3 protein-coding genes are annotated in these 26,263 nt (G+C 72.2%); all 3 read right to left on the bottom strand.

From position 1 onward, the window contains the following. Positions 1-128: 128 nt before the first annotated feature. The 3 genes from ABT063_RS26040 to ABT063_RS26030 are packed head-to-tail and all read right to left on the bottom strand — an operon-like array spanning position 129 to position 26,262. Positions 129-1,238 carry a MupA/Atu3671 family FMN-dependent luciferase-like monooxygenase gene (locus tag ABT063_RS26040; protein ID WP_351060876.1) on the bottom strand — a complete coding sequence of 370 codons (1,110 nt, stop codon included), beginning with the start codon at positions 1,236-1,238 and terminating at the stop codon, positions 129-131. Continuing rightward, complete coding sequence (locus tag ABT063_RS26035) at positions 1,235-15,667, bottom strand: SDR family NAD(P)-dependent oxidoreductase (protein ID WP_351060873.1); 14,433 nt, start codon at positions 15,665-15,667, stop codon at positions 1,235-1,237. Before ABT063_RS26035 ends, ABT063_RS26040 begins: the two co-directional genes overlap by 4 nt. Further along, a complete protein-coding gene (locus tag ABT063_RS26030; RefSeq protein ID WP_351060870.1) occupies positions 15,664-26,262 on the bottom strand; it encodes an SDR family NAD(P)-dependent oxidoreductase in 10,599 nt (3,532 codons plus the stop codon). Before ABT063_RS26030 ends, ABT063_RS26035 begins: the two co-directional genes overlap by 4 nt. Position 26,263: the final 1 nt, after the last annotated feature.

The raw sequence follows: 26,263 nt of genomic DNA, 5'->3' as shown, positions 1-26,263 counted from the left end.
GGGCGGTGGGTGGTGGGGGGGGCTTTACCCCGGGGTGGAAGGGGGACTGGGCCGTCTTCTTGAGAGCACCCCTGGGGGGCGCGGGGCCGGGGGGGGGCCGCGCCGCCGGCACCGGACTGCAACGGGCGTCAATTGCGTGCGTAGTACCAGGACAGGGCGTCGTCCTCGGCCGCGGCCGGCTGCGGTACGGCGGTGGAGGCGCCCGGCGACGTGAACCGGGACCTCAGTTCGTCGAGCTTGGGCAGCATGGCCAGCACCGTGTCGAAGGGGACCCCGAAGTCCACCAGGCAGGCGATCTCACCGACCCCGATGTCGCTGAGACGCTGCACCACCTTGGCGCACTTGTCAGGTGTGCCCAGCAGCGACCGGCGCTGGTAGAAGTCCTCCGCGGCGATGTCGACGAGGGCTTTCTGCTCGGCGTCGCTCATCGCCGACGAACCGCCGTCCACGGCCGCGTCATTGCGCTTCTGGGTGACGAACGACGACAGATAGCCGCGCACCGGGTCGTGGACGATCCGCTTCACCTCCGCCTCGTCGTCGCCCACGAAGGTGTGCAGTCCGACCGTGACGATGCCGGCCGCCGGGTCGAGCCCGGCCTCCCTCCGCGCCGTGCGGTATGCGGAGATGTTCTCCTCCAGGCGTTCCCAACTGTCCAGCAGCGTCAGGACGTTGAGGCCCGAGCGGCCGGCTTGGAGCCAGGTCTGCGGGTTGGAGGTGTGCACCAGCCACAGGGGAAGTTCCGGCTGCTGCGGACGCGGGTACGTGCGGACGCGCAGGCTCTGTCCGTCCGGTCCGGGGAACTCCACGTGTTCCCCGCGCCACAGCGCGCGGAGCGTCTCGATGTGCCCGAACGTGTACTCGCGCCGCGCGTCGTACAGATCCGGGTGGAAGACGAAGTCGCCCTTGTGCCATCCGGTGGCCAGGCAGATCCCGACGCGGCCGTGGGACAGCTGGTCGACCAGGGCCCACTCCTCGGCCACCCGCACCGGGTGGTGGTGCGGCAGCACGATGCTGCCGGCGCGCAGGTGCAGGTTGCTGGTCGTCACGGCGAGGGCGGCGCTGAGCACGGACGGGTTGGGGAAGCTGCCGCCGAACTCCTGGAAGTGGCGCTCCGGTGTCCAGATGGCGCGGAAGCCCTTGTCGTCGATGTAACGGGCAACGTCCAGGATGAACCGGTATCGGTCCCCGAAGTCGTTGCGGTCGTTGGAGGAGAAGAAGTACACGCTGAAATCGGTCATGAACGTGGTCCGTTCGGGGTGAGGGCGGGCAGAGTGCGGGTCACGACCTCGGCGATGGCGCGCAGGTTGTCCTCGAGGACGATCGTGAAGTGATCGGCGTCGAGGTCGTGGACGGTCACGTCGTCCCCGGCGAACGTGCCGAGTCCGTTCGTGGTGTCGGAGTCGTCCCGGCCGATGGCGGGCATGCCGTACGGGTTCTCGGCGGCCGAGAAGCCCTTGACGGCATGGAAGACCGTCGTCGGCACCGGTCGCGCGAACGACCGGGCCTGGTAATCGAGCAGGAGCTTGCCGTTCAGGTCGAGGAGCGCGAAGCGCGTGCGGATGAGACGGTGCACCTCGTCCGCCGACAGCTGCGCCGGAGAGCCCTCGACGACATGCCGCGTGACGTGGTCGATCGCCTTGTCGGCGGTCATGCCCGTCAGCTCCGCGATGGTCAGGGTCGGCTCGGCCTTCCACAGCTGCGAGGCGGAGTTGCCGATCAGCATCAGCGTCACCGCGTCCTGGTTCTCCTCGGTGATCACCGTGTTGTCGACGCCGTCCCAGGCACCGGTACCCGGCAGCAGAGCGTCGACCAGGTAGAGGTGCGACACCTCCTGGCCCGCCTCCACGAGCTGGCGCGCCATCTCGAAAGCGAGAATCCCGCCGAAGGAGGCGCCGCCCAGCACGTACGGGCCCTCAGGGTGCTCCTGCCGCATCTCCGCCACGTAGCGGGCCGCCATCGCCTCGATGGACTCGAACTGGGTGAACCGCAGGTCCGAGTCGAGCTGCTCCAGGGCGTACAGCGGGTGGTCCATGCCGAGGTAGCGGGAGAGGTAGATGCAGTAGCTGACGTCTCCGAAGAGATGGTGCACCCAGAAGGACGGCGTCTTGCTCCCGCTGCGGTTGATCGGCACGAGGAAGTGACGGTCCTCGGCCGGGACCGTACGGACCTCCCGGTCGGTGATCCGCAGTGGTACGGGCGTCGTGCGCACCGGTCCCAGGTCCTGCGCGGCCAGTTCGGCCACGCCGTCACGGGAGATCGTGCCGACGGCTGCCGTCACCGGCTTGATCAGGGCCGGCGGCGGTACGAGCGCGCGGTCCCACGAGGTCGCGTCGGGCGTGGCCAGCACCGACGTGCGGCCCGCGAGAGCCAGCGGGCGCACCACGGTGTCGCCCGCCGCCCGACGCAACGCACCACGCCAGTCGGCGGCCGAGACCAGGCGCTCCGCCAAGTCCGTGCCGCGCAGCGGTATCCCGGGTAGCGCCGAGAGGGACTCCGCGGCCGAGCGCAGCGCGGACTCGCGGTCCTGCCAGGTGCCGCTCGTGGTGAGCGGTGTGCCCGACCACACCGTGGCGAACTGCTCCGCCACCGCCCGGACGTCGGCGACCGCGTCCTGAGCGAGGGCGGCATCGGGTTCGGGCGCGTCGAGCAGGATCAGCTGGGCCACTTCATGACCCGCCTCGGCGAGGACGCGGGCCGTCTCCACCGCGAGGCGTGCGGCGACCGAGTGGCCGGCCAGCCGGTACGGACCCTCCGGCCGGTCCGCGAGAATCGCGCGGGCGCAAGCCTCGGCCAGTTCCTGCAGCCCGTGGCCGTTGTTGGTGTCACGCGGCGCCGAGGAGGTGAACTCCACACCGCGCACCGGGCCCTCGGCGCCGAACCACGTGCGTACGTGCAGCAGCCAGGTCAGCTCGCCGGTCGCGCCGGGCAGGCCGTACAGCGGCACGCCCTGCCCGTCATCGCCGAAAGGGACGGCGATCGCCTCCGGTCCGCCTGAAGGTTCGGCGGAGGCTTGGCCCGGGGCGTCGGCGGAAGAGGCAGGCTTGTTCTCCCCAGTGCCGTGGGGGGAGACGCCGTACTCGTCGATCAGGTGCTGGACCAGGCTGTTGAGGGTGGTGCACTCGAAGATCGCAGCCATGGGGATGTGGTCGCCGAAGGCCGCCTGGAGACGCTGCATGATCCGCAGAGCGGAGATGGAGTCGACGCCGTACGCCGCGAGATCCCGCTCCGGATCCACCGCCTCGGGGGCCAGACCGATGCCTTCGGCCAGCAGCACCCGGACCTGGGCGGCCAGCTCTCCGCCGGACGTCACGCTCCGGCTCGCCTCCGCGGAGTTGGCGGAGGCGGCCGCAGTGGCGGGAGTGGGCTGGACGGGGACGGGACGCTGAGCGCGATCGCCGCCGTTCAGGAGCGAGGTCGCGTTCCCGGGAGAGGTGACGGTGGCTGTCCCGTTCGCACCGCCGGCGAGCGGCGGGGTTGCGCGGGACACCGCAGGCACGGGGGCGACGGCGGGTGTCGGCACTGGCACCGGGGCGGGTGCGGGAGAAGCGGTCGACGGCGCCTGGGCCGTGACGGGCTGTGCCGACGTCGGCGCGGTCGTGCCCACCGTGTCGGACGCGTCCGCCCTCAGGGTCGGCACCGGCGGCAGCCAGTACCGCTCTCGTGCGAACGGATAGGTGGGCAGCCCCGCGGCCCGGCGGATCGATTCCCCGCCGTGCAGCGTGTTCCAGTCGATGTCCGTGCCACGCACCCACAGCGCCGCCGCCTTGTCCAGGTCGCCGGCCCGTGCGAGTTCCAGTACACGCGCACGGTCGTCCTCGTCGAGCAGTCCGGCAGCCGTGCGATCGGTGGTGACCGGGCTCGTGTGGACCGTCACATCGGTCTTCTCGCCGTCGGCGAACGCCCGCAGCGCACCGGTCAGTTCAGTGGCTGAAGCGGTGACCACCGCCAGGCGGCGCTCCAGGGACGGTCGGCCGCTCTGCAGCGTGCGGGCGAGGGACCGGACGTCGACGGAGCCCTTGCCGCGCACCGCGGCCCGGTCGATGTGGTCGGCGAGCAGGGTCGCGTACTCCTTCAGCTGCTCGTCGGTGCGGGCGCTGAGGACGAGCAACTGGGGGGCGTCGCCGCGCGCTGGAGTGGGCCGGGAGTCGACGAATTCCTCGACGACCACATGGGCGTTGACGCCGCCGAAGCCGAACGAGCTCACGCCGGCCAGGCGTGGTGCCTCGTCCCCTGACGCGGTGCGCGGGCGGTCCCACGGGCGTGCCGTGTCGACCAGGTGGAACGGGCTGTCCGCCAGGTTCAGCAGTGGATTGGGCCGCTGCACATGAAGGGTGGGGGGCAGCATCCGGTGACGGATGGCCAGCACGATCTTGATGAGCCCGGCGACACCGGCCGCCGTCTCCAGGTGTCCCATGTTGGTCTTGACACTGCCCAGTCCGATGAACTGCCGCCGGTCGTCGGGCACTCCGAGCTCACGGAACGCCTGGGTGAGGCCGTTCAACTCCACCGGGTCGCCCAGCGCCGTTCCGGTGCCGTGCGCCTCCACGTACCCGACGAGCGAGGCGTCGGTGCCGGCGCGCCGATGCGCCGCGGTGATGACGGCTGCCTGCGAGTCCGAATTGGGCGCGGTGAGCGACGCGGCCCGACCGCCGTGGTTGACCGCGGTGCCACGCACGAGGGCGTAGACCGTGTCGCCGTCGCGCAGCGCCGCCGACAGGGGCTTGAGCAGGACCGCGCCGACCCCCTCGCCGCGCACATAGCCGTCCGCACGGTGGTCGAACGTCTTGCAGCGGCCGTCAGCGGCCAGCATCCCGGACTTGCCGAAGGCCAGGTAACCCGTGGGCGTGAGCGTGAGGTTGACGCCGCCGGCGATGGCGGCGGAGCACTCGCCGTCCTGAATGGCACGCACCGCGCGGTGCACGGCGACCAGGCTGGAAGAGCAGGCGGTGTCCACTGGCTCGCTCGGCCCGCGCAGGTCCAGCAGGAACGACACGCGGTTGGCCAGCACACTGTGTGCGCTGCCGGTGACCAGCTGACCGTCGATCTCGGTGCCCGACTGCAGCAGCAGCGTCGCGTACTCGGTGGATCCGCAGCCGACGAACACCCCCGTGTCGCTGCCGGCCAGCGAGACCGGGTCATGGCCGGCGTCCTCGACGGTCCGCCACACCGCTTGCAGGAACAGCCGGTGCTGCGGGTCCATCAGCTTCGCCTCGCGGGGCGAGATGCGGAAGAACGCCGGGTCGAACAGATCAGCATCGGTGAGGAAACCGCCCCAACGCGAGGGCACCTTGCCGGGGTCGGTCAGCGGATCGCCGTATATCTCGCGCCAGTCGAAGCGTTCGGCGGGGATCTCCCCGACCAGGTCACGGCCGGCCAGCAGGTTCGTCCAGTACGTCTCCAGGTCGGGTGAGCCGGGGAAGGCGCCCGCCATGCCGACGATCGCGATGGGCTCCCGGCCGTCGGGCGAGGAGTCCGGCACGGAGCGGTCGTCGACGGGCCCGGGCATCGGAGTCAGCTCCGTGACGGCCGGCCGGGTGGTCGGCACGGGAGTGGGCGCCGACGCCGACGCCACTGTCTGCCGGGCGAGCGCGTCGACCAGTGCGGCCACATTGCGGAAGCCGTAGAGGTCCGCCGGGTTGAGAGTGGTGCCCAGCGCCGCGTTGACGCGGTCGGTGAGTTCGATGACGGTGACCGAGTCGAATCCGAAGTCGCTCAGGTGCTCGTCCAGGCCGATGTCCTCGGGCCGTACCCCCAGCACCGCGGCCACCGAGTCCACCACGGTCGCCCGTATGTGCTCGACGGCCTCGGGTGCGGGGTGGCCGATGGTCTCTGACACGTTGTTCTCCTCGAGGTCTGAGGGTTGCCGGGGTTCGGACGGGGAGTCGGGACCGGGCGGGAGGAGCAAGGAGATGGGGGACTCGATTGCCGCGAGCGGCTCGTCCTCAGGGCCGGACGTCGCCGCCGGCCGGGTATCGGCCGCTTCCGGCGTCGGGCCGGCGTCGGCCCGGGAGACCGTCTCCGCGGGCAGCCGGTGGACGGTCCGCGCGAAGGGGTAGCCCGGCAGGGACACGATGCGCCCGTCGGCGAGGCCCAGAGCTTCGTCGGCGCCGGTCAGTCGCGCGCCGTTCGCCCAGGCCGCGCCCGCGATCGTCAGTGCGGTCGCGTCGGCGGAGGCGGCGACGGCGTGCAGGGAGTCCGAGTCGGAGGCGGCGCGGCCCACTTGGGTCCAGGGAGATTCCTCGCCCGCCACGTAGCGGTCCAGCCGAGCCACCAGTTCCGCGACGTCCTGTGCGACGACGGCCAGGCGCCGGCCGAGCGGTTCCCGTCCGGCCGCGAGTGTCCGGGCCACGTCCGGGAGCGGCGGAGCCGTGTTGCCCAGCGCCCTCAGGTGATCGCCCAGCCGTTCGGCATGGGCGCGCAGTTGCTCATCGCGCCGGGCCGACAGCAGCACCAGCCGAGGCCCTGACTTCGGGCTCGCCTTCCGGGCCGACGAGGGCGGACCCGCCACCACCACGTGGGCATTGGCCCCGCCGGCCCCGAACGAGCTGATGGCCGCTGTGCGTTCGGCCGCCGGCACGTTCGACGGCCAGTGTGCCCGCTCGCGGACCAGCCGCAGCTCACCGTCCTCGAACTCGGCGACCGGCCGCTCGCAGTCCAGCGTGGCGGCCAGCTCGCCGTGGCGCAGTTGCAGCAGAACCTTGGCCAACTGGGCCATCCCGGACGCGGCCTCCAGATGCCCGAGCGACGGCTTGACCGAGCCGACGGCCGTGCCGCTTCCGCCGAACACCCTGGCCAGAGCCGCGGCTTCCACCGGATCGGCCAGCGGCGAGCCGGTCGCCTGCGCCTCGACGTAGTGCACCGCCTCGGGCGCCACCCCGGCGCGCCTGAGGGCACGCCGGACGAGTTCTTCCTGGGCCTCGGCGTTCGGTGTGACCATGCTGTCGGTCGAGCCGTTCGCGTTGACCGCGGAGCCGAGCACGAGTCCGTGCACCCGGTCGCCGTCGCGCAGCGCCGCGGACAGCGGCTTGAGGACGACTGCGCCGACGCCCTCTCCGGGCACCATGCCCTGGGCATCCTGGTCGAACGAACGGCTGCGGCCGTCCGGCGACAGCATCCTCATGGCTGACAGCGCCGTGTGGTGCGACGGATCGAGGATCAGGTTGACCCCGCCGGCCACGGCAGCTCCGCAGTCACCGCGCCGTAGGGCCTCGCACGCCAGGTGCAGCGCCGTCAGCGCGGACGAGCACGCCGTGTCCACGGCCAGGCTCGGGCCGGTGAACCCGAAGGTGTGCGAGGTGCGGTTGGCAACGGACCAGTGCGAGGAGTGCGCGTGCGCATCGGAGCCGGCGCCCCGCAGTTCGGCGGCCAGGACCTGGTAGGGGCTGTGCATCAGGCCTGCGAACACCCCGACACCGGTGCTGGACGTGGCACGGGCGGAGCGCTCCAGGTCCGCACGGCGCGTCCCGGAATCCTCCAGGGCGGTCCATACCGCCTCCAGGAACAGGCGCTCCTGCGGGTCGGTCCGCTCCGCGTCCCGCGGCGACATGCGGAACACCAACGGGTCGAAGGCCTCCACGTCGTCGAGGAAGGCGCCCCAACGTCCCGCCGACACGGCGCCCTCCGGATCCCAGCGCTCGGCCGGAACCTCGGTGACCGCACGCCGTCCCTCGCGCAGGTGGTCCCACAGCGCGTCGAGCGTGGCGGCACCCGGGAAGCGGACGGAGATTCCGACGATCGCGACGGGTTCCCCGTCGGGGACCCGGGCTGCGTCTGTGACCACCTTCGATGCGGAGTCCGCAGCCTGTGTCCGGGGCCGCTCCGCAGGCAAACCCAGGGCCTGGGGCCGCGCCGGCGGTGCGACCGTCTCCCGGGATGCCGTCGACGTGGGGGCGGCCGGTACGGCTCGAGGCCGGCGTCGGGTGGGCACCGTCGGCGTGTCCTGGTCGACGAGCCGCGCGAGTGGTTGAGCCGGATCATCGAGCAGGGCTGCCACGATGCCGTCGACCGACGTCGACTCGAACGGGACGGTCCGCGGAATGGGCCCGAGGTCGGCCTCGATCCGGTCGGCGACTTCCATGCTGACGAGTGAGTCGGTGCCGTAGGACGACAGGGGTGCGGCCGGGTCCAGCTCGGCTTGGTCCAGCTTGAGTACGTCGGCGAAGGTCCGCGTCAGGTAGGCGGCCGCCACCTCCGCCAGATCGGGACCGGAGTGCGTCTGAGGCACTGCCCCGGCGAACCCCGCGAACGCGTCACGGGCCGACTCCAGCAGCGCTTCCACCACGCCGTTCAACGAGGTCGACTCGAAGGGCAGGTCACGAGGCGCGGTTGCGAGGTCGGCCTCGATCCGGTCGGCGACTTCCATGCTGACGAGTGAGTCGGTGCCGTAGGACGACAGGGGTGCGGCCGGGTCCAGCTCGGCTTGGTCCAGCTTGAGTACGTCGGCGAAGATCCGCGTCAGGTAGGCGGTGGCGGCCTCGGTCAGATCCAATGCGGCGGGCCGATCCGTCGGGGTTGCCTCCTGCCTGGCAGGGGCCGCCTGGGCCTGAGTCGGCTGCGACTGCGGGGACAGGTCGGGCACCGGCCACGCGTCGCGCTCGGCCAGCAGGACGTGCTGTCCCGCGGCCGCGTCGTGCGGGCCCGCCGTTCCGATCACGCGCACACCGCGCAGCCCGGACTCCAGCAGCACCGAGCGCCAGGTGCCGGGCGTCAACAGCGGTGAGTGCGGCTGACGCAGCTCCCCGTCGTCGTACGCCCACCAGCCCTCCGTCAGACCGAAGATCATCGTCACGGCGTCCAGGACGCGCGTGCCCTCGTTGACCAGCAGCAGTCCGCCCGGCCGCAGCAGACGTGCCGCGGCGCGCACGTTGTGACGCACGTCGGGGGTGGCGTGCAGCACGTTCGCCGCGAGGACGACGTCGTACGACTGCTCTTCGAAGCCCTGCGCGGCCGGGTCCCGTGCGATGTCGAGAACCGAGAAGCGCGCCTGCGGGTAGGGACTGGAGAACCGCTCGCGTGCCTTGCGGACCAGGCCGGGGGACAGGTCCGTGAACGCGTAGTCGAAGCGGTCGCCGAAGGGCCGCAGCGCGTCGAGGACCGGTCGGCTGGTCCCACCGGTACCGGCACCGATCTCCAGCAGCTTCAAGGGGCCGGTGCCCTCCGCCAGGCGCTGCCCCGCGTAGGCCGCGACGGCCGTCGCGCACACGGCGTTGAAGTGCTCCGAGCGCGGGTCGTCGTGGTACAGGGGCGCCACCTTGTGATCGCTGCCGCCGGGGAAGAGCACCGACAGGCCGTTGCGCCGGCCACGCAGGACGTCCGGCAGTACCTCCGTGCACTCGCGCAACAGCTCCGCGAGCGCGGTGGCGTGCGGGTACGCGGAGACCAGCCGGTCGTGCAGGGCCGCCGTGGCCGCGGGGTCGGGCACCTCCGGCTCTCCGCGGGGCACCGTCAGACTCCCGTCGGCGTTGTGCGTGAGGTGTCCGCCCCGGGCAAGTGCGAACAGGGCGGCGTCCAGCAGCCGTTCCTGAGCGGGCAGCACCCCGAGACGGGAGGTGAGCTCGTCCCGTGTCACGGTCGTACCGGGCAGCGGCCATGCGCCGTGACCGAGGAAGGCGTCCCGCAGCAGTACGCGTGCGTAGGGCTCAAGGGTGTCGAAGAAGGCCGCGCCGGTGAGCCGCTCGTCATCGGCGGTCCGCTTCCGCGCCGCCGACTCGGCCACCTGCGGCGCCTCGGACGCCGGCTCCGGCCCGGTCATGGGGCACCGGGAGAGCCCGTCTCCGTCACCGGCGATGCGGACGGGGGCCACCTGGACGGCGGGCACGGCGAGCACACGCCGGAAAGCGTCCAGGCCGGCCGCGTCGCTGATGGGCTCGACGCCGAGCCGGGCGCTCACCTGGGTGCGGTAGCCGTCGGTGGCCACCGAGCCGCTCTCGCCCCACAGCCCCCAGTTGAAGACCCGCACCGGCCGGGCCAGTCGCGCGGCCAGGAAGCGTCCGTACGCGTCCTGGAACGTGGACGCGGCCGAGTAGTTGGCCTGTCCCGCGTTGCCATTGAGAGAGATCGCCGAGGAGAACACGGCGAAGAAGTCCAGCGGCTCGTCCGCCAGCACCCGCTGCAGGACGACCGTGCCGTGCGCCTTCGGGCCGAACGACGAGCGCAGAGTCTCCTCGTCCATCCGGGACAGCGTGCGGTCGTTGAGAACGAACGCGGAGTGGACGACTCCGTCGACGCCGCCCCAGTCGCGGCGCATGCGGGTCACCACGGAGCGCAGGGAGGTCTCATCGGTGACGTCGGCGGCCGCGTAGGTGACCTGCTCCGGCATCGCGGACAGCAAGTCCTGTACCTCCTGCGGCAGTTGCTCTCGTTGTCGACGACCCGTGAGGAGGATCCGGGCACCGTACTCACGCGCCAGGTACTCGCCGACGACCCGGCCCAGACCGCCTGCACCACCGGTGATCAGGTAACGGCCGCCCTCGCGCAGCGGCAACCGTCCGTCCAGGCCCGGCACGTCGACGCGTTCCAGGTCGCGGGTGTACCGCACTCCACCGGCCAGCGCCACGGGATGCGCCGGACGGGTCGCCGGCTCCGCCATCAGCTGTCCGATCAGCCCAGTCCAGTCGTTGAGCCGTGCGCACCGCGCCAGGTCCTCACGGGTGATGTCCACGCAGCTGAGTGCGAGGAATCCGAATTCACGTGACGCCGAGGCGACGAGGCCGGGCAGGCCGCCGCCGAACGGGTTGCGGGACGCGATCGCCTCGTCGGTCTGCTGCACGCCGGACGTCACCACATGGAGGCGCACACCGCCCCGCGTGCGCTCCGCGTCGAGTGCCTGGAGCAGGTGGAACAGGGCCACAGGGCCATGGTCGAGAGCGTGATCCAGTTGCTCCAGGTCGTCGGCCGAGTACAGCCGTTCCTCCACACCGCCCAGGAACCAGACGGTGCCCGGATCGCCGGCTTCGGCCAGGACCCGGCGAAAGTCCTCGGCGGACGGTGCGATGTCCTCCAGGAGCGCGTGCCGCACCTGCTGTCCGGCGACGCGGTGGTACTCGGTGAGGGCGGCGCCCAGGCCGTGGTCGTGGCCGGTGCCCAGGACCAGCGCCGGGCGGTCATCGCCGGCCTCGGCCCGGAGGGGCGACGACGTCGGACGCCACACCGGACGGTACAGCGGCACGGTGTCATCGGCCTCCGGCCGCTCAGGCTGTGCGCCGGGACGCGCGATACGCAGCCCTTCGAAGCGGACCAGCACAGTGCCGTCCTCGGCGGCCAGGTCGACGTCTGCCCGTGCCAGGCCGCGCTCGGCGTCGAGGGCGACCAGTCGTACGTGCGCGTAACGCGCCTGTGCGGCAGACCCGTTGACGATGACCCGGGATACGGCGGCAGGCAGGGCGGCACGGTCGTCGCCCTCGGGCAGCACTCCCTGGACGGCGTGCAGGGCGCTGTCGGTCATCGCGGCCTCGACCGCCCACTCGGGAGCGTCCGCGTCCGGCCGGGCGAGCTCGGCGAGCGCCTCGCCGTCTCCGTGCCGCAGGGTGACGAGCCCCCGGAACAGCGGGCCGTAGCGCAGCCCGGCGTTTTCCGCCCTGCTGTAGACCTCGGCGGCGTCGGCGCTTCCTTCGCAGCGGGTGCGCACCGCTTCGACGTCGACGCGCCCGAGGGACGCCGTGTCGGCCGCGACGAGCGTGCCCGTGGAGTGAGCGGTTCCGCTCGCTGTGTTCCGGACCTCGTACGCCGACCCGTCCTCGCCGAAGGCGACGTCCACGTCGAGCGTGTCGCCCTCGACCTCCAGCGGGACGCGCCAGCGGACGTCCTCGAACAGCACCGGTGTGTCGGAGAGCCGGGCGGCGCGGCGGGCCAGGCCCAGCTGGACGACGCCGGCGACAACGGCCCGGCCCAGCACCATGTGATCGGCGATCACGGCGTCGGTCCGGCGGAGCACGGACGAGCGGGTGGGCTCCGCAGAGGGCTCGTCGACGAGGTCCACCCAGTACCGCTTGCCGCCGAAGGGATAGGCGGGAAGCGGCACGGGAACGGGGCGGGCGCCCTCGGAGAAAGCCTCCTGCCAGGGCACACGGGCGCCGGACACCCATGCCTCGGCGAGCTCGTCCAGCCGGTCGCCGGTCAGCAAGCTCCGGACATCCACGGGAGGTTCGCCCTGGTCCGCGCGGCCGGCACGAACAGTTTGGGAAGTCTTGCCGCCGACGTAGGCACGCAGGCGATCACACAGTTCGGCCACCGAGCCGACGACGACCGCCAGGCGGTGGTCCCACTCGTCGCGACCGGTCAGGAGGGTGAAGGCGATGTCCCGCAGCGAACGCCCGTCGTCCCGGGCGAGGTCGTCGGCCAGCCGCTCGGCGATCTGCCGCAGCTGCTCGGGCGTGCGCGCCGACAGGCCCACCACGTACGGGCGGCCGTCGTCCGCGCTGCCCTGCGGGCCGGTCCACTCCTCCAGCACCACATGACCGTTGGCGCCCCCGGCACCGAAGGAGCTCACCGCCGCACGGCGCGGCAGGCCGTCCGCGGTCGGCCAGGCTTGTGCCGTGCGCTGCGGGAAGAACGGGGTGGCCTCGAGCTTCAGCTTCGGGTTGGCCGGCTCGCTGTGCAGCGTCGGTACCAGCGTGCGGTGAGCGAACTGAAGCACCACCTTGGTGATGCCGCACACCCCGGCCGCGGCCTCCAGGTGGCCGAGGTTGGACTTCACCGAGCCGATCGCGCAGAAGCCGGTGTCGGCGGTGTGCTCGGCGAACGCCCGGGTCAGGCCCTCGACCTCGACCGGGTCGCCCAGCGCCGTACCGGTGCCGTGCGCCTCGACGTAGCCGACGGTGCGCGCGTCCACGCGGGCGGCGCGCAGCGCGTCGGCGACGACGGCACCCTGGGCACGCGGGGTGGGCACGGTGTACCCGTTGCTCCGGCCGCCGTGGTTGACGGCGGTGCCGCGGATGACGGCGTGAACGCGGTCTCCGTCGGCGAGCGCGTCGGAGAGCCGCTTGAGAATCAGCGCGCCCGCACCCTCACCCGGCACGAAGCCGTCGCCGCCCGCGCCGAAGGCGCGGCAGCGGCCGTCGGAGGCGAGCAGCCGCATGTCGGTGAGCGTGGCGTACTTGATCGGGTGGATGTTGACGTTCACCCCGCCCGCGATCGCCATCTTCGTCTCGCCCGACAGCAGACTGCGGCACGCCAGGTGCAGTGCCGTGAGAGATCCCGAGCAGGCGGTGTCCAGCACCATGCTGGGGCCGTGCACGTCCAGGACGTAACTGAGCCGGTTGGCGATCGAGTAGTCCATGGAGTGGGCGAACACCTTGTTGCCGCGCCCCCACTGCTCGGCTCCGACGAGGCCGTACTGCGAGCCGGTCACGCCGACGAAGACACCCACGGCATGGGTGTCGCCGGTGCGGGTGGTCTCGTGCAGCTTGCGGCGCGAGTACCCGGCGTGCTCCAGCGCGGACCAGGCCACCTCCAGGAAGATCCGCTCGTTCGGGTCGAGCTTTGCCGCCTCGCCGGGTGAGATCGCGAAGAACAGCGGGTCGAAGCGGGCCACATCGTCGAGGAAGCCGCCCCATCGGCCGGTGATCGCACCCGGTGTGCCCCGCTCGGCCGTCAGATGGCGGTCGTTGTCCCAGCGGTCCTTGGGCACTTCCCGGATCAGGTCGGTTCCGGAGGCCAGAGACTCCCAGAACTGCTCGAGGTCGCCGCCCCCGGGATAGCGGCCTGCGAGGCCCACGATGGCGACCGCCTGGTCGTGCGGGAGTCGGCCGGCGAGTTCGTCGGTGCCACCGCCCGGAGCGCGGTCGACTCGTGTGGAGGTGGTGACGGGCCGGCGTACGACGGTGTCGGCCGAGCGGTTCGTGTCCGTGCCGAGGACCTCGCGCAGGGCGTCCGCCCGGTGTTCGGCGAGGTAACCGGCGAGTTCGGCGACGGTCCGGTACTCGAAGAAGAGGGTGACGGGCAGCCCACCGACGCGGTCCTCCAAGGCGGCCGTGAGCTTCTTGATGAGGATCGAGTCCACGCCGAAGGTGGAGAACTCCTGGTCGGGGCGGAGCCGACCGGGCGGCAGCTTGGCCGTCTCGGTGACCAGATCCAGCAGGTACGATTCCGCGGCAGTGACCAGGTCAGTGTGATCGGCGCCGGCCACGGCTGTCGTACCGGCTGTGGGCTCGTCGTCCGCCGCCGGCTCGACCGCGGTCACCTTGGCGATCCAGGCGTCGATGCGCGGCGGCCGTCCGTAGACCACCAGCGTCTCGCACTCGCCGGCCGCGATGGCGTTCGACAGTGTCCGCAGCCCCACGTCGGTGGGCATGGGCAGCATGCCCTGCATCTCCTCGAGCACCGAACGGTTCTCGGCGGAGATCTCCATTCCTCCTTCGGCCCACAAGGGCCAGGCGATGGCCACGGACGCTCCGTGGCGCGATCCGACCGTCACCCGCCGGGCCCGGGTGGCGGCGAACGCGCCCAGCGCCCGGTTGGCGGCGGCGTAGTCCGCCTGACCCGCGGCGCCGAAGTAGGCGGACGTCGACGAGAACAGGGCGAAGAAGTCGAGCGGCAGATTGGAGGTGACCCGGTCCAGGTGCGCCGCACCGTCCAACTTCACGGACAGCACGCGCAGGGCCGATGCGGTGTCCTTGTTGAGCAGGTACGCGTCCTCGTTCAGTCCCGCGGAGTGCAGCACGCCGTCCAGGCCGCCGAATTCGCGCTGCGCCACGTTCACCGCCTCCAGGGCGTCGTCGTAGCGGGTGATGTCGCCGCGGACGAAAATGATCCGGGCGCCGGCCGCTTCCAGGCGGCGGAACTCGTCCCTGTGCTCCTCGCCGGGTTCGGAGCGGCCGGTGAGCACCAGCCGCGCGCGGTGATCACGGGCGAGCAGTCCCGCGAGCCGCAGACCGATGCCCTTGGCGCCCCCCGTGATGAGGTATCGGCCGCCGTCGCGGAACCTCGGGGGCACGTCGGCGGGTGGAGCGGAGGGCCGCGGCCGCAGGACGCGCACCTCGCGCCCCCGCGCGCCATGGCGCACCTCGGCCAGCCCCGGCCGGCCCGCGTTCAGCTCGGCCAGGGCCACCTGGAACGGGTCCTCGGCCCACGCGGGGACCTCGTCGACCTGGACCGACACCGCCCGCAGCCTACGGTCCTCGGCGCCGGCCACCTGCGCCAGCGCACCGAGCGCGGCGCCCAGTTCGGGGCGCGCCCGACCTGTCGTCAGGAAGACCAGGGACAGCGGACCCGCCCCGTGGTCGGTGATGAGGGCGCGCAGTGCCGGCAGCACCAGCTCCACGGCCCGGTCGGGCCGTACGGCCCCGGCGGGCAGATCGAAGACGAGGCCGCGCGTGCGGGTGCCCCGTGCGCGCAGATCCTCCAGGTACGACGTCCAGGACGCCGTGTCTCCCTCGATGTCCCGCCCGACCCGGGCGACTCTTACGTTGGTCGGTACCCAGGCACGGGCGTCGTCGGCGCCGTCCACGACCAACAGCGTCTCGTCGGCTGTGACGGCGGGGTGCGGGGCGGCGTGAGCAGCAGCCGGTTCCCACACGGGTGTGAAGGTGACGAGCGCGGTGTCGTCGCGGCCTGGAGTGGAGTCTCCTGCCGCTCGGGCCAGGAGCCGGGCGGCCGTCTTCGCGTCGAGCTGTCCTTTGCGGACGCGCTCCAGCACCAGGCGGCGGACCGTTTCGGTGTTCGGTGTCATCGTTCCATCCCGTCGTTCCGGACCAGGCTCAGGTCCACGTCGTCAACGGTCAGTTCGCCCCTGCTCAGCGCGTCGAGCATGGCGACCAGGTCCTCGGGCGCCTCGTCCGCCGGTGCGGTGCGCGCCTGTTCGCCTTCCGCGGTGCTCGCAGCGACTGCCCAGAAGCGGTCGGGTGCGAACGGGTAGCCAGGCAGCCCCACACGCCGTATGCCGGCCCCGGGAGGCGTCGTCATCGCTGAGCTCCCGGCCTGCCCCTCGACCCACTGGCGGGCCAGCGCCCGTGGGTCGTCGGTCGGGGCGGCATGTGTCGCGGTGCCCCGGGCGCGGCCGGTGAACAGGCTGTCGGTGGGACGTCCCGCCAGATACGCGCGCAGTGCCGTGACGAACCCGGGCAGCTCCTCGGCGACCACGGCCAGCCGCCACTCCATGGCGTCGCGCCCGGTGCGCAGAGTGTGAGCCACCTCGGCCGCGGTGACCGTCCGATCGCCGCCCAGGTGGCCGGCCAGAGCGCGGGCGGCCTCCTTGAGCCGGTCCTCGGAGCGCGCGGAGAGCACGAACAGTTCAGGCCGTCCGGCACTGGACGGGTTGATCGGGCGCGGGGCGTGAGCCGGGTACTCCTCCAGGATCACGTGGGCGTTGGAGCCGCCGAATCCCATGGCGCTCACGGCGGCCCGGCGCAGCAGCGTCCTGCCCTGCCCGTCCACCGGCGTCGGCCAGTCCAGGCGTCGGTCGGCGATGTGGAACGGGCTGCCGTCGAGGTCGAGGAGCGGGTTGGCCTCGCGGAAGTTGATGCTCGGCGGAATCACGCCGTGCCGCAGGGCGAGGACCGCCTTGGCGATGCCGGCAAGACCGGCGGCGGCCTCCAGGTGCCCCATGTTGGACTTGATGGAGCCCACCGCACACCAGGCATCGACCCGTTCGGCCTCGTCGAGGCCCGCCCGCTCCGCGAACGCCCTGCGCAGGCCGCGCAGCTCGATCGGATCACCCACCTCCGTGCCGGTCCCGTGTGCCTCGACGTAGCCGATGGTGCGTGGGTCGGTGTCCGAGTCCCGGAGCACCCGGGCGATGAGCGCGGCCTGAGCGGCCGGGTTGGGCACAGGCAGTGACTGAGCACGGCCACCGTGGTTGACCCCGCTGCCGCGCACCAGCGCGTGCACGGTGTCACCGTCGGCCAGCGCCCGCGACAGGGGCTTGAGGTAGACCGCGATGACGCCCTCACCGCGGCTGAAGCCGTTCGCGGACCGGTCGAAGGCATGGCACTTGCCGTCCGGGGACAGAGCGCCCATCTGGCCGAGCGCGACGAACATGTCCGGGGCCAGCAGCAGGTGCACCCCACCGACGATCGCTGTGGAGCACTCGCCGTCCTTGATGGCTCGCACCGCACGGTGCAGAGCGGTCAGCGAGCTGGAGCAGGCCGTGTCGACGGCCTCGCTCGGCCCGTGCACGCCGAGTTCGAAGGAGATGCGGTTGGCCAGCACCGTCTTGGCGTTGCCATTGACGGCATACGGCTCGCGGTAGCGGCCGACCCGGGCCAGGTGTGCGGTGTAGTCGTGCGAAGTGGCCCCGACGAACACTCCGGTGTCACTGCCGCGCAGCGACGACGGGGCATGCCCGGAGTCCTCGACCGCGTGCCAGGCCGTCTGCAGCATCAGCCGCTGCTGCGGGTCCATCACCTCGGCCTCACGGCCGGAGATCCCGAAGAACTCCGCGTCGAACTCGGTGACACCGTCGACGAAGGCTCCCCACTTGCTGTTGGTCTTGCCCTCTTCGCGGTGCGGGTCGCCGAACAGCGGCCGCCAGTCCCAGCGGTCCGCCGGTATCTCGGTCATATGGTCGGTGCCGGCGAGCAGGTTCTGCCACAGCTCGCCCGTCGTACGGGCTCCGGGCATCCGGACCGCCATGCCGACGATGGCAACCGGATCGTCCTGCGGGGGAGGGCTGATGGGCGCGGGCGCCGCGGAACGCGGTGCCGGGGAAGGCTCCGGCGTCTGCTGAGCGAGAGCGGGAACTGCCGAGCGGGCGATACGGGCGCAGGCCTCCGGGGCGCGGGCCGCGAGCTCCTGGGCGAGCGCGGTGACCGTACCGGCCTCGTAGAGCAGCACCTTCGGCAGCTTGCCGAAGTCGCTCTCCAGCTCGCGCACCAGCTGGATGGTGCCCAGCGAGTCGACGCCCAGCTCGGTGAAGGAGGCGTCGTCGTCCACATCGTCCGCGGAGATGGAGAGGAAGGAGGCGACCGTCTCCCGGAGACGGGCGCGTACGGCCGCTTCCGGGGCGACCGGACCGTTCTTCGGTACCGCCGTGGGGGCGGGGGCACCCGACGGGGCGGGCGGCGCGGCGGTCGCGCCGGCCGGGGCGGTGTCCCCTGATGCCGGAGCCACCCTTGCGTCGGCGCGTGCCACGATCACGCACTGGTCGTCCTCGCCGGCCACGCCGTTGTCTTCGGCCTGTACCCAGCTCGAAGCGAATCCGGCACGTCCGAGCACGTCCTGCCAGCGGGCGGGCGCCAGCAGCGGCGCGCCCGGCAGACGCTCGGTGTCCTTGCACGTCCACCAGCTGGGGATCATCGCGAACAGCAGGAACTGGTAGTCGATGTTCGAGGTGATCTCGTTCAGGAGCAGCAGGCCGCCGTCCGTCAGCAGCCGGCGCAGGTGGGCCGCCGATGTGGTGATGTCCTGCGTCGCGTGCACGACGTTGGACGCGATCAGCACGTCGTATGCCCCTGCCTCAAGGCCCTGGGCCGCCGGGTCGTGTTCCAGGTTGAACGGCGTGAACACCAGCGGCACGCCAAAGTCGCCGAACTTCCGCCTGGCCTGCCGGAAGTACGAGGCGGAGATGTCGGTGAAGGTGTACTCGACCTGGCTGCCGTACCGGGCGAGCTGCTCCAGCATCGGACCGGTGGTACCGCCTGTACCCGCACCCACTTCGAGGACGCGCACGGGTCGGCCGGGGCGCTGGGCGAGACGGTCGCGGACGTAGCCGTCGGCGAGGTGGGCGACCACCGTGTTGTAGTGATCGGCGATGGCGTTGCCGGTGTAGATGCGGCTCAGCAGCTCGTCGATCCCTCCGCCGAAGTACAGCTCCAGCGCGGAGGCGCCGCCCGTGACGACCTCGGGGATGTGCGGGATCACGGCCTGGGCCAGCGCCACGTGGTGGGCGACCTCAGGGTGGTCGGCGGCCAGGTCGGCGAACTCCCGCTCGATCAGGGCACGTTCGGCGGTCGGGTCGGGAAGCGGCCGCGGGGCGGCCGTCACGACGTCCGCGAGGCGGGTCACGAAGCGTCCGTACGGCTCCACGGCCGGCAGACCGCTGAGTACGTCGGCGCCGGACAACTCGTCGGTGACACCCAGGCGTTCGCGTACCGACAGGGCCGCGAGCCGCGATCCGATCACGCCGAGCCTCTCCAGGCCACGACGGACGCCGACGGCGTCGTACGCGGACGAGTCCATGAACGCCTGGGCTGCGGCAAGGGCGCCGGCTGCCGGACCGGTGGCGCCCTGCGGGGCGGTCGCGGCCGGGGCTGGGGCGGTGGGCCGTTCGGCCTCGCGCAGCCAGAAGTGCTCACCGTGGAACGGGCGACCCGGCAGGTTCAGACGGGGTGCGTCGGAGCCGCCGTCGTGCGGCAGCCAGTCGACCGCTTCGCCGGACACCCACCGGCGCGCGGCTGCCACTGCCCCCGTGTCCGACCCGGGTACCGCACGCACGGTGCCCGCATCCACGGAACCGGCGAGCACGGCGTCCAGCTCCAGCAGGAGTTCCTGGGTCGTGGTGGCGACCACCGCGATGCGCGCGGACAGGTCGTCACGGCCGTCCTGCAGGGTGGCGGCCACCGCCGCGAGGCCCGGCTGCGCGGCGAGCGCGGCACGGTGGCGGCGCAGCACCTCGGGCAGGGACTCGGCGGACGAGGCGGAGAACGGCACGACCAGGCTGACGCGGTCGTACCGCGCCGCGTCCGCCCGGCGCGGTGACGCTTCCAGGACGACGTGGGCGTTCGCGCCGCCGAAGCCGAACGAGCTCACCCCGGCCCGTCGGGGAACGCCCGACCACGAGGGCCACTCGGTGGTCGCCGTCGGTATGGTCAACGGGCTGTCGCCCTTGAGACCCAGGTACGGGTTGGCCGTACGGAAGTCGGGCATCGCCGGGATACGGCCGTGCTCCAGGGACAGAACCGCCTTCACGATGCCGACCACACCGGCGGCACCCTCGGCATGGCCCAAGTGGGCCTTCGCCGTGCCGATGACGACCGGCGGAGCGTCGGCGGGACGGCCGGTCAGCGCACCGCGCACACCTTCGATCTCGATCGGGTCACCGAGCTTCGTCCCGGTGCCGTGTGCCTCCAGCAGGCCCATGGTGTGGACCGGGACGTCCGCGTCGCGCCAGGCACGCTCGATGAGCTCCGTCTGCCGCCCCGGGTTCGGCGCGGTGACCGCGCCGGCGTGACCGCCGTGCCCTACCGCGACGCCCTTGATGACGGCACGGATCGGGTCGCCGTCGGCGAGTGCGGCCTTGAGCGGCTTGAGCAGGACCGCGGCAACTGCCTCAGCGGGCACGTAGCCGTCGGCACGCTCGTCGAAGGCGTGGCAGCGGCCGGTCGGCGAGAGCGCACCCGTACCGGACAGGGAGAGGTAGTGGCGAGGGCTGAGCATCAGATTGGCACCCGCCGCGAACGCCATGGAGCACTCGCCGCGGCGCAACGACTCCACCGCGAGCTGCACCGCGTGCAGAGACGACGAGCAGGCCGTGTCGACGGTCAGGCTCGGACCCGACAGGTCGAAGTAGTGCGACGGCCGGTTGGCGGCCATGGTGGTGGCGATGCCCGTCGCGTCGTACGGCCCCGACCTGCGGCCGAGAGCGATCATCTCGCCCTCGTAGTCGCGGAAGCACTCGCCGACGAAGACCCCGGCGTCGCTGCCGCGCAGCCGCGGCAGGACTGCCGCGTCCTCCGCCGTCTCGTACAACACCTCGAGCAGGAGCCGCAGTTGCGGGTCCATCGCCTCGGCCTCCGCACGGGGGATACCGAAGAACTCGGCGTCGAAGCGGCGCACACCGTCGACGAAGCCGCCGGCCGGGCACTCCGTGGTCCCGGCCGCACCGTCCGCGTCCAGGTGACGGGCATGGTCCCAGCGCTCCACCGGAACGTCACGCACGAGATCACGTCCGGCGAGCAGCGCGTCCCACAGCTCCCGGGCGTTCGACGCGCCCGGGAAGCGGCCGGCGAGGCCGATCACGGCGATGTCGCGGTCGGTGACCTCCGGTGCCGGGACCGGCTCGACCGGCGCGTCGACAGCCGGCGGGGTGTGAGCGCTGTCTCCGGCCGTCGGAGCAGCCGTCGACGGCACGCCCTTGAAGGAGGCGTACCAGGCGCGGACGGCCTCACTGTTCTCCCGGGCCAGGTGGGCCGCCAGTTCGGGGATGCGGGTGCAACGGAAGAAGATCGTGGGCACGATCTCGATGCCCAACTGTCCGCCGAGCCTGTTCCCCAGGGCGACCACGTCCACCGAGGACAGACCCAGCTCCATGAAGGTCCACGTGAACAGCTCCTGGGACAGGCTCGCCGTCTGCGGCAGCAGCCCGGTGACCGTCTCCGCGATCATCGCCTCCAGCTCGGCGGCGATCTCCGCGGCAGTGAAGCCGGGGGCCTGAGCGGGAGGCCGGGGCGTCGCAGTGGTGCGCTCACGCTCCGGCCAGATGACCGCGAGCAGGCGCTCGACCTTCGCCCGGTCGCCCTCGAAGACCGCCAGCTGCGGCCCGTCGTGGGCGAGGCCGGCCTCCAGCGCGGCCAGACCGTGCGCCGTCTTCAACGGCACCAGGCCCGTGCTCTGCAGCACCTGGGCCTCCACGGCCGGATTGATGCGCATGCCGCCCTCGTCCCACAGAGGCCAGTTGACCGAGACACTGCGGCCGTGACGCTCGCCGCGGGTCACCAGGTCCTCGCGCCACGCGGTGAAGGAGTCCATGTAGGCGTTGGCGGCGGTGTAGTCGGTGGTGCCGATGGAGCCGAGCACTGCGGACGTGGACGAGAAGAGCACCAGGTAGTCCAGCTTCCGGTCCGCGGTCGCCAGGTCCAGGTTGCGGGCGCCGTCGAACTTGGGCGACAACACCCGTCGTACGGAGTCCGCCCTCTTGTTGATGAGCAGGCCGTCCTCGACGACCCCCGCGGTGTGGATCACTCCGGTGACCGGGCCGAACCGCTCCTCAGCGGTGGACACCAGCCGCTGGACGTCGGCGAGCCGGGTCACGTCGGCCTGGACGTACACCGCCCGCGAGCCCAGCGCGGCGAGTTCCGCCAGGAACTCGCGCTGCCGCTCGCTCTCGGGAGAGCGCCCGAACAGCACGATGTCGGGCTGGGCGGCGCGTGCCATGCGCCGGGCCACGTGCCGGGCGATGCCACCCGTGCCGCCGCTGATCAGGTAGGTGCCGCCCGGGCGGGCCAGAGGCGTGCCGGAGGGCAGCGGGCGCACCGGGGCGAAGCCCCGCACCTCACGCACTCCGGCCGCGGTGTGGCGAACCTCCAGGTCACCGGGAGACGAGGCTTCGGCGAGCAGCACCTCGACCACGGGGGCCGGGTCGTTCGGGGAAGCAGCGAACCGGACGGTGCTCAACGGCAGCTTGGGCTGCTCCAGGCGCAGACCGCGGGCGAGCCCGCCCACCGATGCGTCCGGAGGGCACTCGAGGGGGGAGCGGTAGGCGTGCACGATCGGCAGCGCGACCCGGCGGCCGACGGCCCACGCCTGGCACAGCGCGTACACCGACAGCAGACCGGTCGGCCGTTCCGGTGGTCCGGCCGGGTCGGAGCCGTCCAGGTGCCACAGGTGCAGGATCGCACTCGGTACCCGACCCTCCTGCTCCAGCGTCCGGCGCAGCGCCTTGTGGTCGTCCAGGGAATCGGGGGCGACCGTGAAGTGGTCGGCAGACAGCCGGGAGAAGCCGTCGCCCGGCGTGACCAGCACCGCGCCGGCCCGGGCCCGCAGAGCCGCGTACCGCGTGTCGGAGGTGTCCAGGACCAACAAAGGGCCGTCGTCGAGCGCCACCGTGGGACGCGGCGCCGTGCACGGTGCCCACACCGGCTCGTAGAGCATCACGTGCCGCAGGTCGTCCACCGGGACGGTGCCCGTGCCGGGCACGACAGCCGCTTTCTCAAGCGGCACGTCCGCCTCCGGCGCGGGCGGCGGCGTAGGGTCCAGGCGGACGGCCTCCGGCCTGGGGGCGGGGCCGATCCAGTGTCGTTCCCCGGCGAACGGGTAGGTGGGCAGCGCGATCCGACGTCCGCCGGCCACCGGGGAGAGCCCGCCCATTGTGCCGTGGGCCCAGGCCTCGGCGATGCCCTCCGGCGCCGTCGACGGATGCGCGGGGGACACCGTTCCCGCACCGGGGCGGCGGGCTGTGGCGCGGAAGTACGGCACCTGAGGTGTACGCCCGGCCGCGAAGTCCTCCAGCGCGGCGGTGAGTTCGGCGGTCGACGACACCACGAGCGCGAGCCGGTCGCCGAGGTGACGTCGGCCGACGGCGAGCGTGTGGGCGACGTCGGCGAGCCGCGTCGCGGGCTCGGCACGCAGCGCTCCCGCCAGATCGGCCGCCCGGCGCGTCAGCTGCTCGCCGGTGCGCGCCGACAGCGCGACGACCTGACGGGCCGCGGCCGTCTCGGCACCGGCGGACGGGGTGTGCGTGGGCACGTACTCCTCCAGTACGACGTGAGCGTTGGCACCGCCGAAGCCGAAGGCGCTGACCGCCGCGCGCAGCGGCGCCGGCCGGCCGGTCGTCGGATCGGTGACCGGCGTCCAGGGCTCCTCGGTGCGGGGCATCCGGAACGGCGACGCGGCGAAGTCGATCGAGGGATTGGGACGCTCGGCGTGCGGTGTCGGCACGAGCGTCCGGTGGCGCAGGCACAGCAGGATCTTGGTGAGCGAGGCCAGTCCGGCCGCGGCCTCGGTGTGGCCGATGTTCGCCTTCACCGAGCCGAGCGCGCAGAACCCGCGTGCGTCGGTCTCCTTGCGGAACGTGCGTGTCAGCGCGTCGATCTCCAACTGGTCGCCCAGCGCGGTCGCCGCCCCGTGGGCCTCCAGCAGTGTCACCGTCGCGGCCGGGACGCCGGCCCGGGCGAGGGCCTCCTCGACCACCCGGCTCTGGGCCTCCGGACTGGTGATGGTGTAGCCGGGGGTGCGGCCGGTGTGGTTCACGGCCGAGCCGCGCACGACAGCGAGGATCCGGTCGCCGTCCGCCTCGGCGTCGGCCAACGGGCGCACGATCAACGCGCCCACGCCGTCCGCCGGAACGTAGCCGGACGCGCTCTCGCCGAAGGGGCGGCTCGTCCCGTCCTTGGACAGCAGGCCGTTGGCCGCCGAGCGTACGTACTTGTACGGGTGCAGGGAGAGGCTCACGCCGCCCACCAGGGCGGCACGGCACTCGCCTCGGCGGATCGCCTCGCACGCCTGGTGCAGGGCGGTCAGCGACGACGAGCACGCGGTGTCCACCAGGACACTCGGGCCGCGGAAGTCGAAGGCGTGGCTGACCCGGTTGGGAACGCCCCCGAGCCAGCTCAGGGCCACGTCCGCGCCGCCGCCGTTGACACTCTCCAGCCCGTGCAGGTGGTAGTCCGCCCACATCGACCCGGCGAACACCCCCACCGAGCCGTCCGTCGCCGCCGACAGCGACTCCGGCGTGTGTCCGGCGTCCTCCAGCGCCGACCAGGCGACCTCCAGGAACTGCCGCTCGTGCGGATCCATCAACTTCGCCTGCTGCGGCTGGATATTGAAGAACAACGCGTCGAACCGGTCCACGTCGTGGATGAAGCCGCCGCGCTTGAGGTACGAGCGGCCCGGTGTGCCGGGCTCCGGTGCGTACCAGTCGTCCACGTCCCAGCGCTCGGCAGGCACGTCGTCCAGGCAGTCCCGCCCCGTGCGCAGCACCTTCCAGAACTCGTCGAGGTCACGCGCGCCCGGGTAGCGGCCGGCCACACCGACGATCGCCATCGGGGCGTCGCCCGACAGCGGCGGCTGCGCAGGGGCGGTCTGGGGTGCCGGCGCGGGAAGGGGCGCCTCGTTCGCCGCCGCCGGGGCGGTGGGTGCCTGGAGGCCTTCGCTCTGGAGGTGGGTGACGAGTTGGCTGATGGTGGGGTGTTCGAAGAGGAGGGTGGGGTAGAGCTCGGTGTTCAGTGCGGTTTCGAGTTTTCCGGCGATGTTGAGGAGGTCGACGGAGGTGAGGCCGAGTTCGTCGTAGAAGCCTTGGTCGGGGTGGATGGTGGTGGCCGGTGTTCCGGTCTGTTCCGCGATGAGGCCGGTCACGAGCGTGGTGAGGTCCGAAACCGGAGACGGCCGGGCCGCCGCCGGCACTGTGGTGGTGGGTGCCTGGAGGCCTTCGTCCTGGAGGTGGGTGACGAGTTGGCTGATGGTGGGGTGTTCGAAGAGGAGGGTGGGGTAGAGCTCGGTGTTCAGTGCGGTTTCGAGTTTTCCGGCGATGTTGAGGAGGTCGACGGAGGTGAGGCCGAGTTCGTCGTAGAAGCCTTGGTCGGGGTGGATGGTGGTGGCCGGTGTTCCGGTCTGTTCCGCGATGAGGCCGGTCACGAGCGTCGTCAGGTCGCCGCCGGAGGTGGCAGTGACCTCGGGCTTCGGCAGGACCTCAAAAGTCGGGGGAGTGGGGGGCACGCTGTGCGCGGTCCTCGAAGCAGCCAGGCGCCGACCCTCGTCCGCGTGCTTGCGGATGTCCTCCGTGGTCCGTACCCGCTTGGCCCGGTAACCGCTGAGACGCACCGCGACCTCACCGTCCGGGGTGCACAGGTCGATGTCGGCCACGACGGCCTGCGTGCTGTCGTCCACGTGAAGGTTCGCGAGCCGGGGCGAGTGCACCCATGTGCGCTCCTGGAGCGGGCGGCGGGCCCGGAAGGAGTCGACGTAGATCGGGATGAACGGCTGGACGATGCCGCGCCGCACCGGCTCCGGGAACTGCAGGAACGGAACCAGCACCGAGAAGTCCATGAAGACGGGATGCACGAAGAAGTGTCCGAGCGCTTCCACCGCACTGGGGTCGAGACGCACATCGGCCACGGAGAAGTCGGCCCCGGCCCCGACGCGGCCCTGCACCTTCATGAACGGACCGTGCTGGATGTCCAGTTGACGGGCGAGTGCGTAGAGGTCGTCCGCGTCCAGCGAGCCCGGCCCTGACGCGACTGCCAGCCGTCCGTCCGGCACCGGCTGCGGCTGCCAGGGGCCCACCGCGTGGATCTCGGCCTGGAAGTTGGTCTGCCACTCCTCGTCGGCGACCTCGCCGCCCAGCAGCGGGCGGCTGCGCACCGTGACCGGAACTCCGCCGCGCGGGCCGACCTCCCCGACGGTGACCTCCAACTGGCGGTCGAGTTCCCCGATCGCGATCAGCGGCCGGATGAAGACACAGCGCCGGAGTTCCACCTGCGCGGGGTCGACCCCCAGTTGGCGGACGATCCGCAGCACCAGATCGAGGTGGAAGACACCGGGCAGGACAGGGGTGTCGTGGACGAGGTGGTCGCGTACCGCCGCGTCCTGCGCGGTCACCCGGGTGGCGAAGCGGTGCCCGCCGAGTGCGCGCAGCACGGTGTGCGCGTCGAAGGACCCATGGGTGTCGGACATC

Origin of the sequence: Streptomyces sp. NPDC002838, from assembly GCF_040295365.1 — a bacterium.
Classification (GTDB): Bacteria; Actinomycetota; Actinomycetes; order Streptomycetales; family Streptomycetaceae; genus Streptomyces.
The sequence above is the reverse complement of the archived record's forward strand: the minus strand, read 5'-3'. Positions and strand labels throughout refer to the sequence as shown.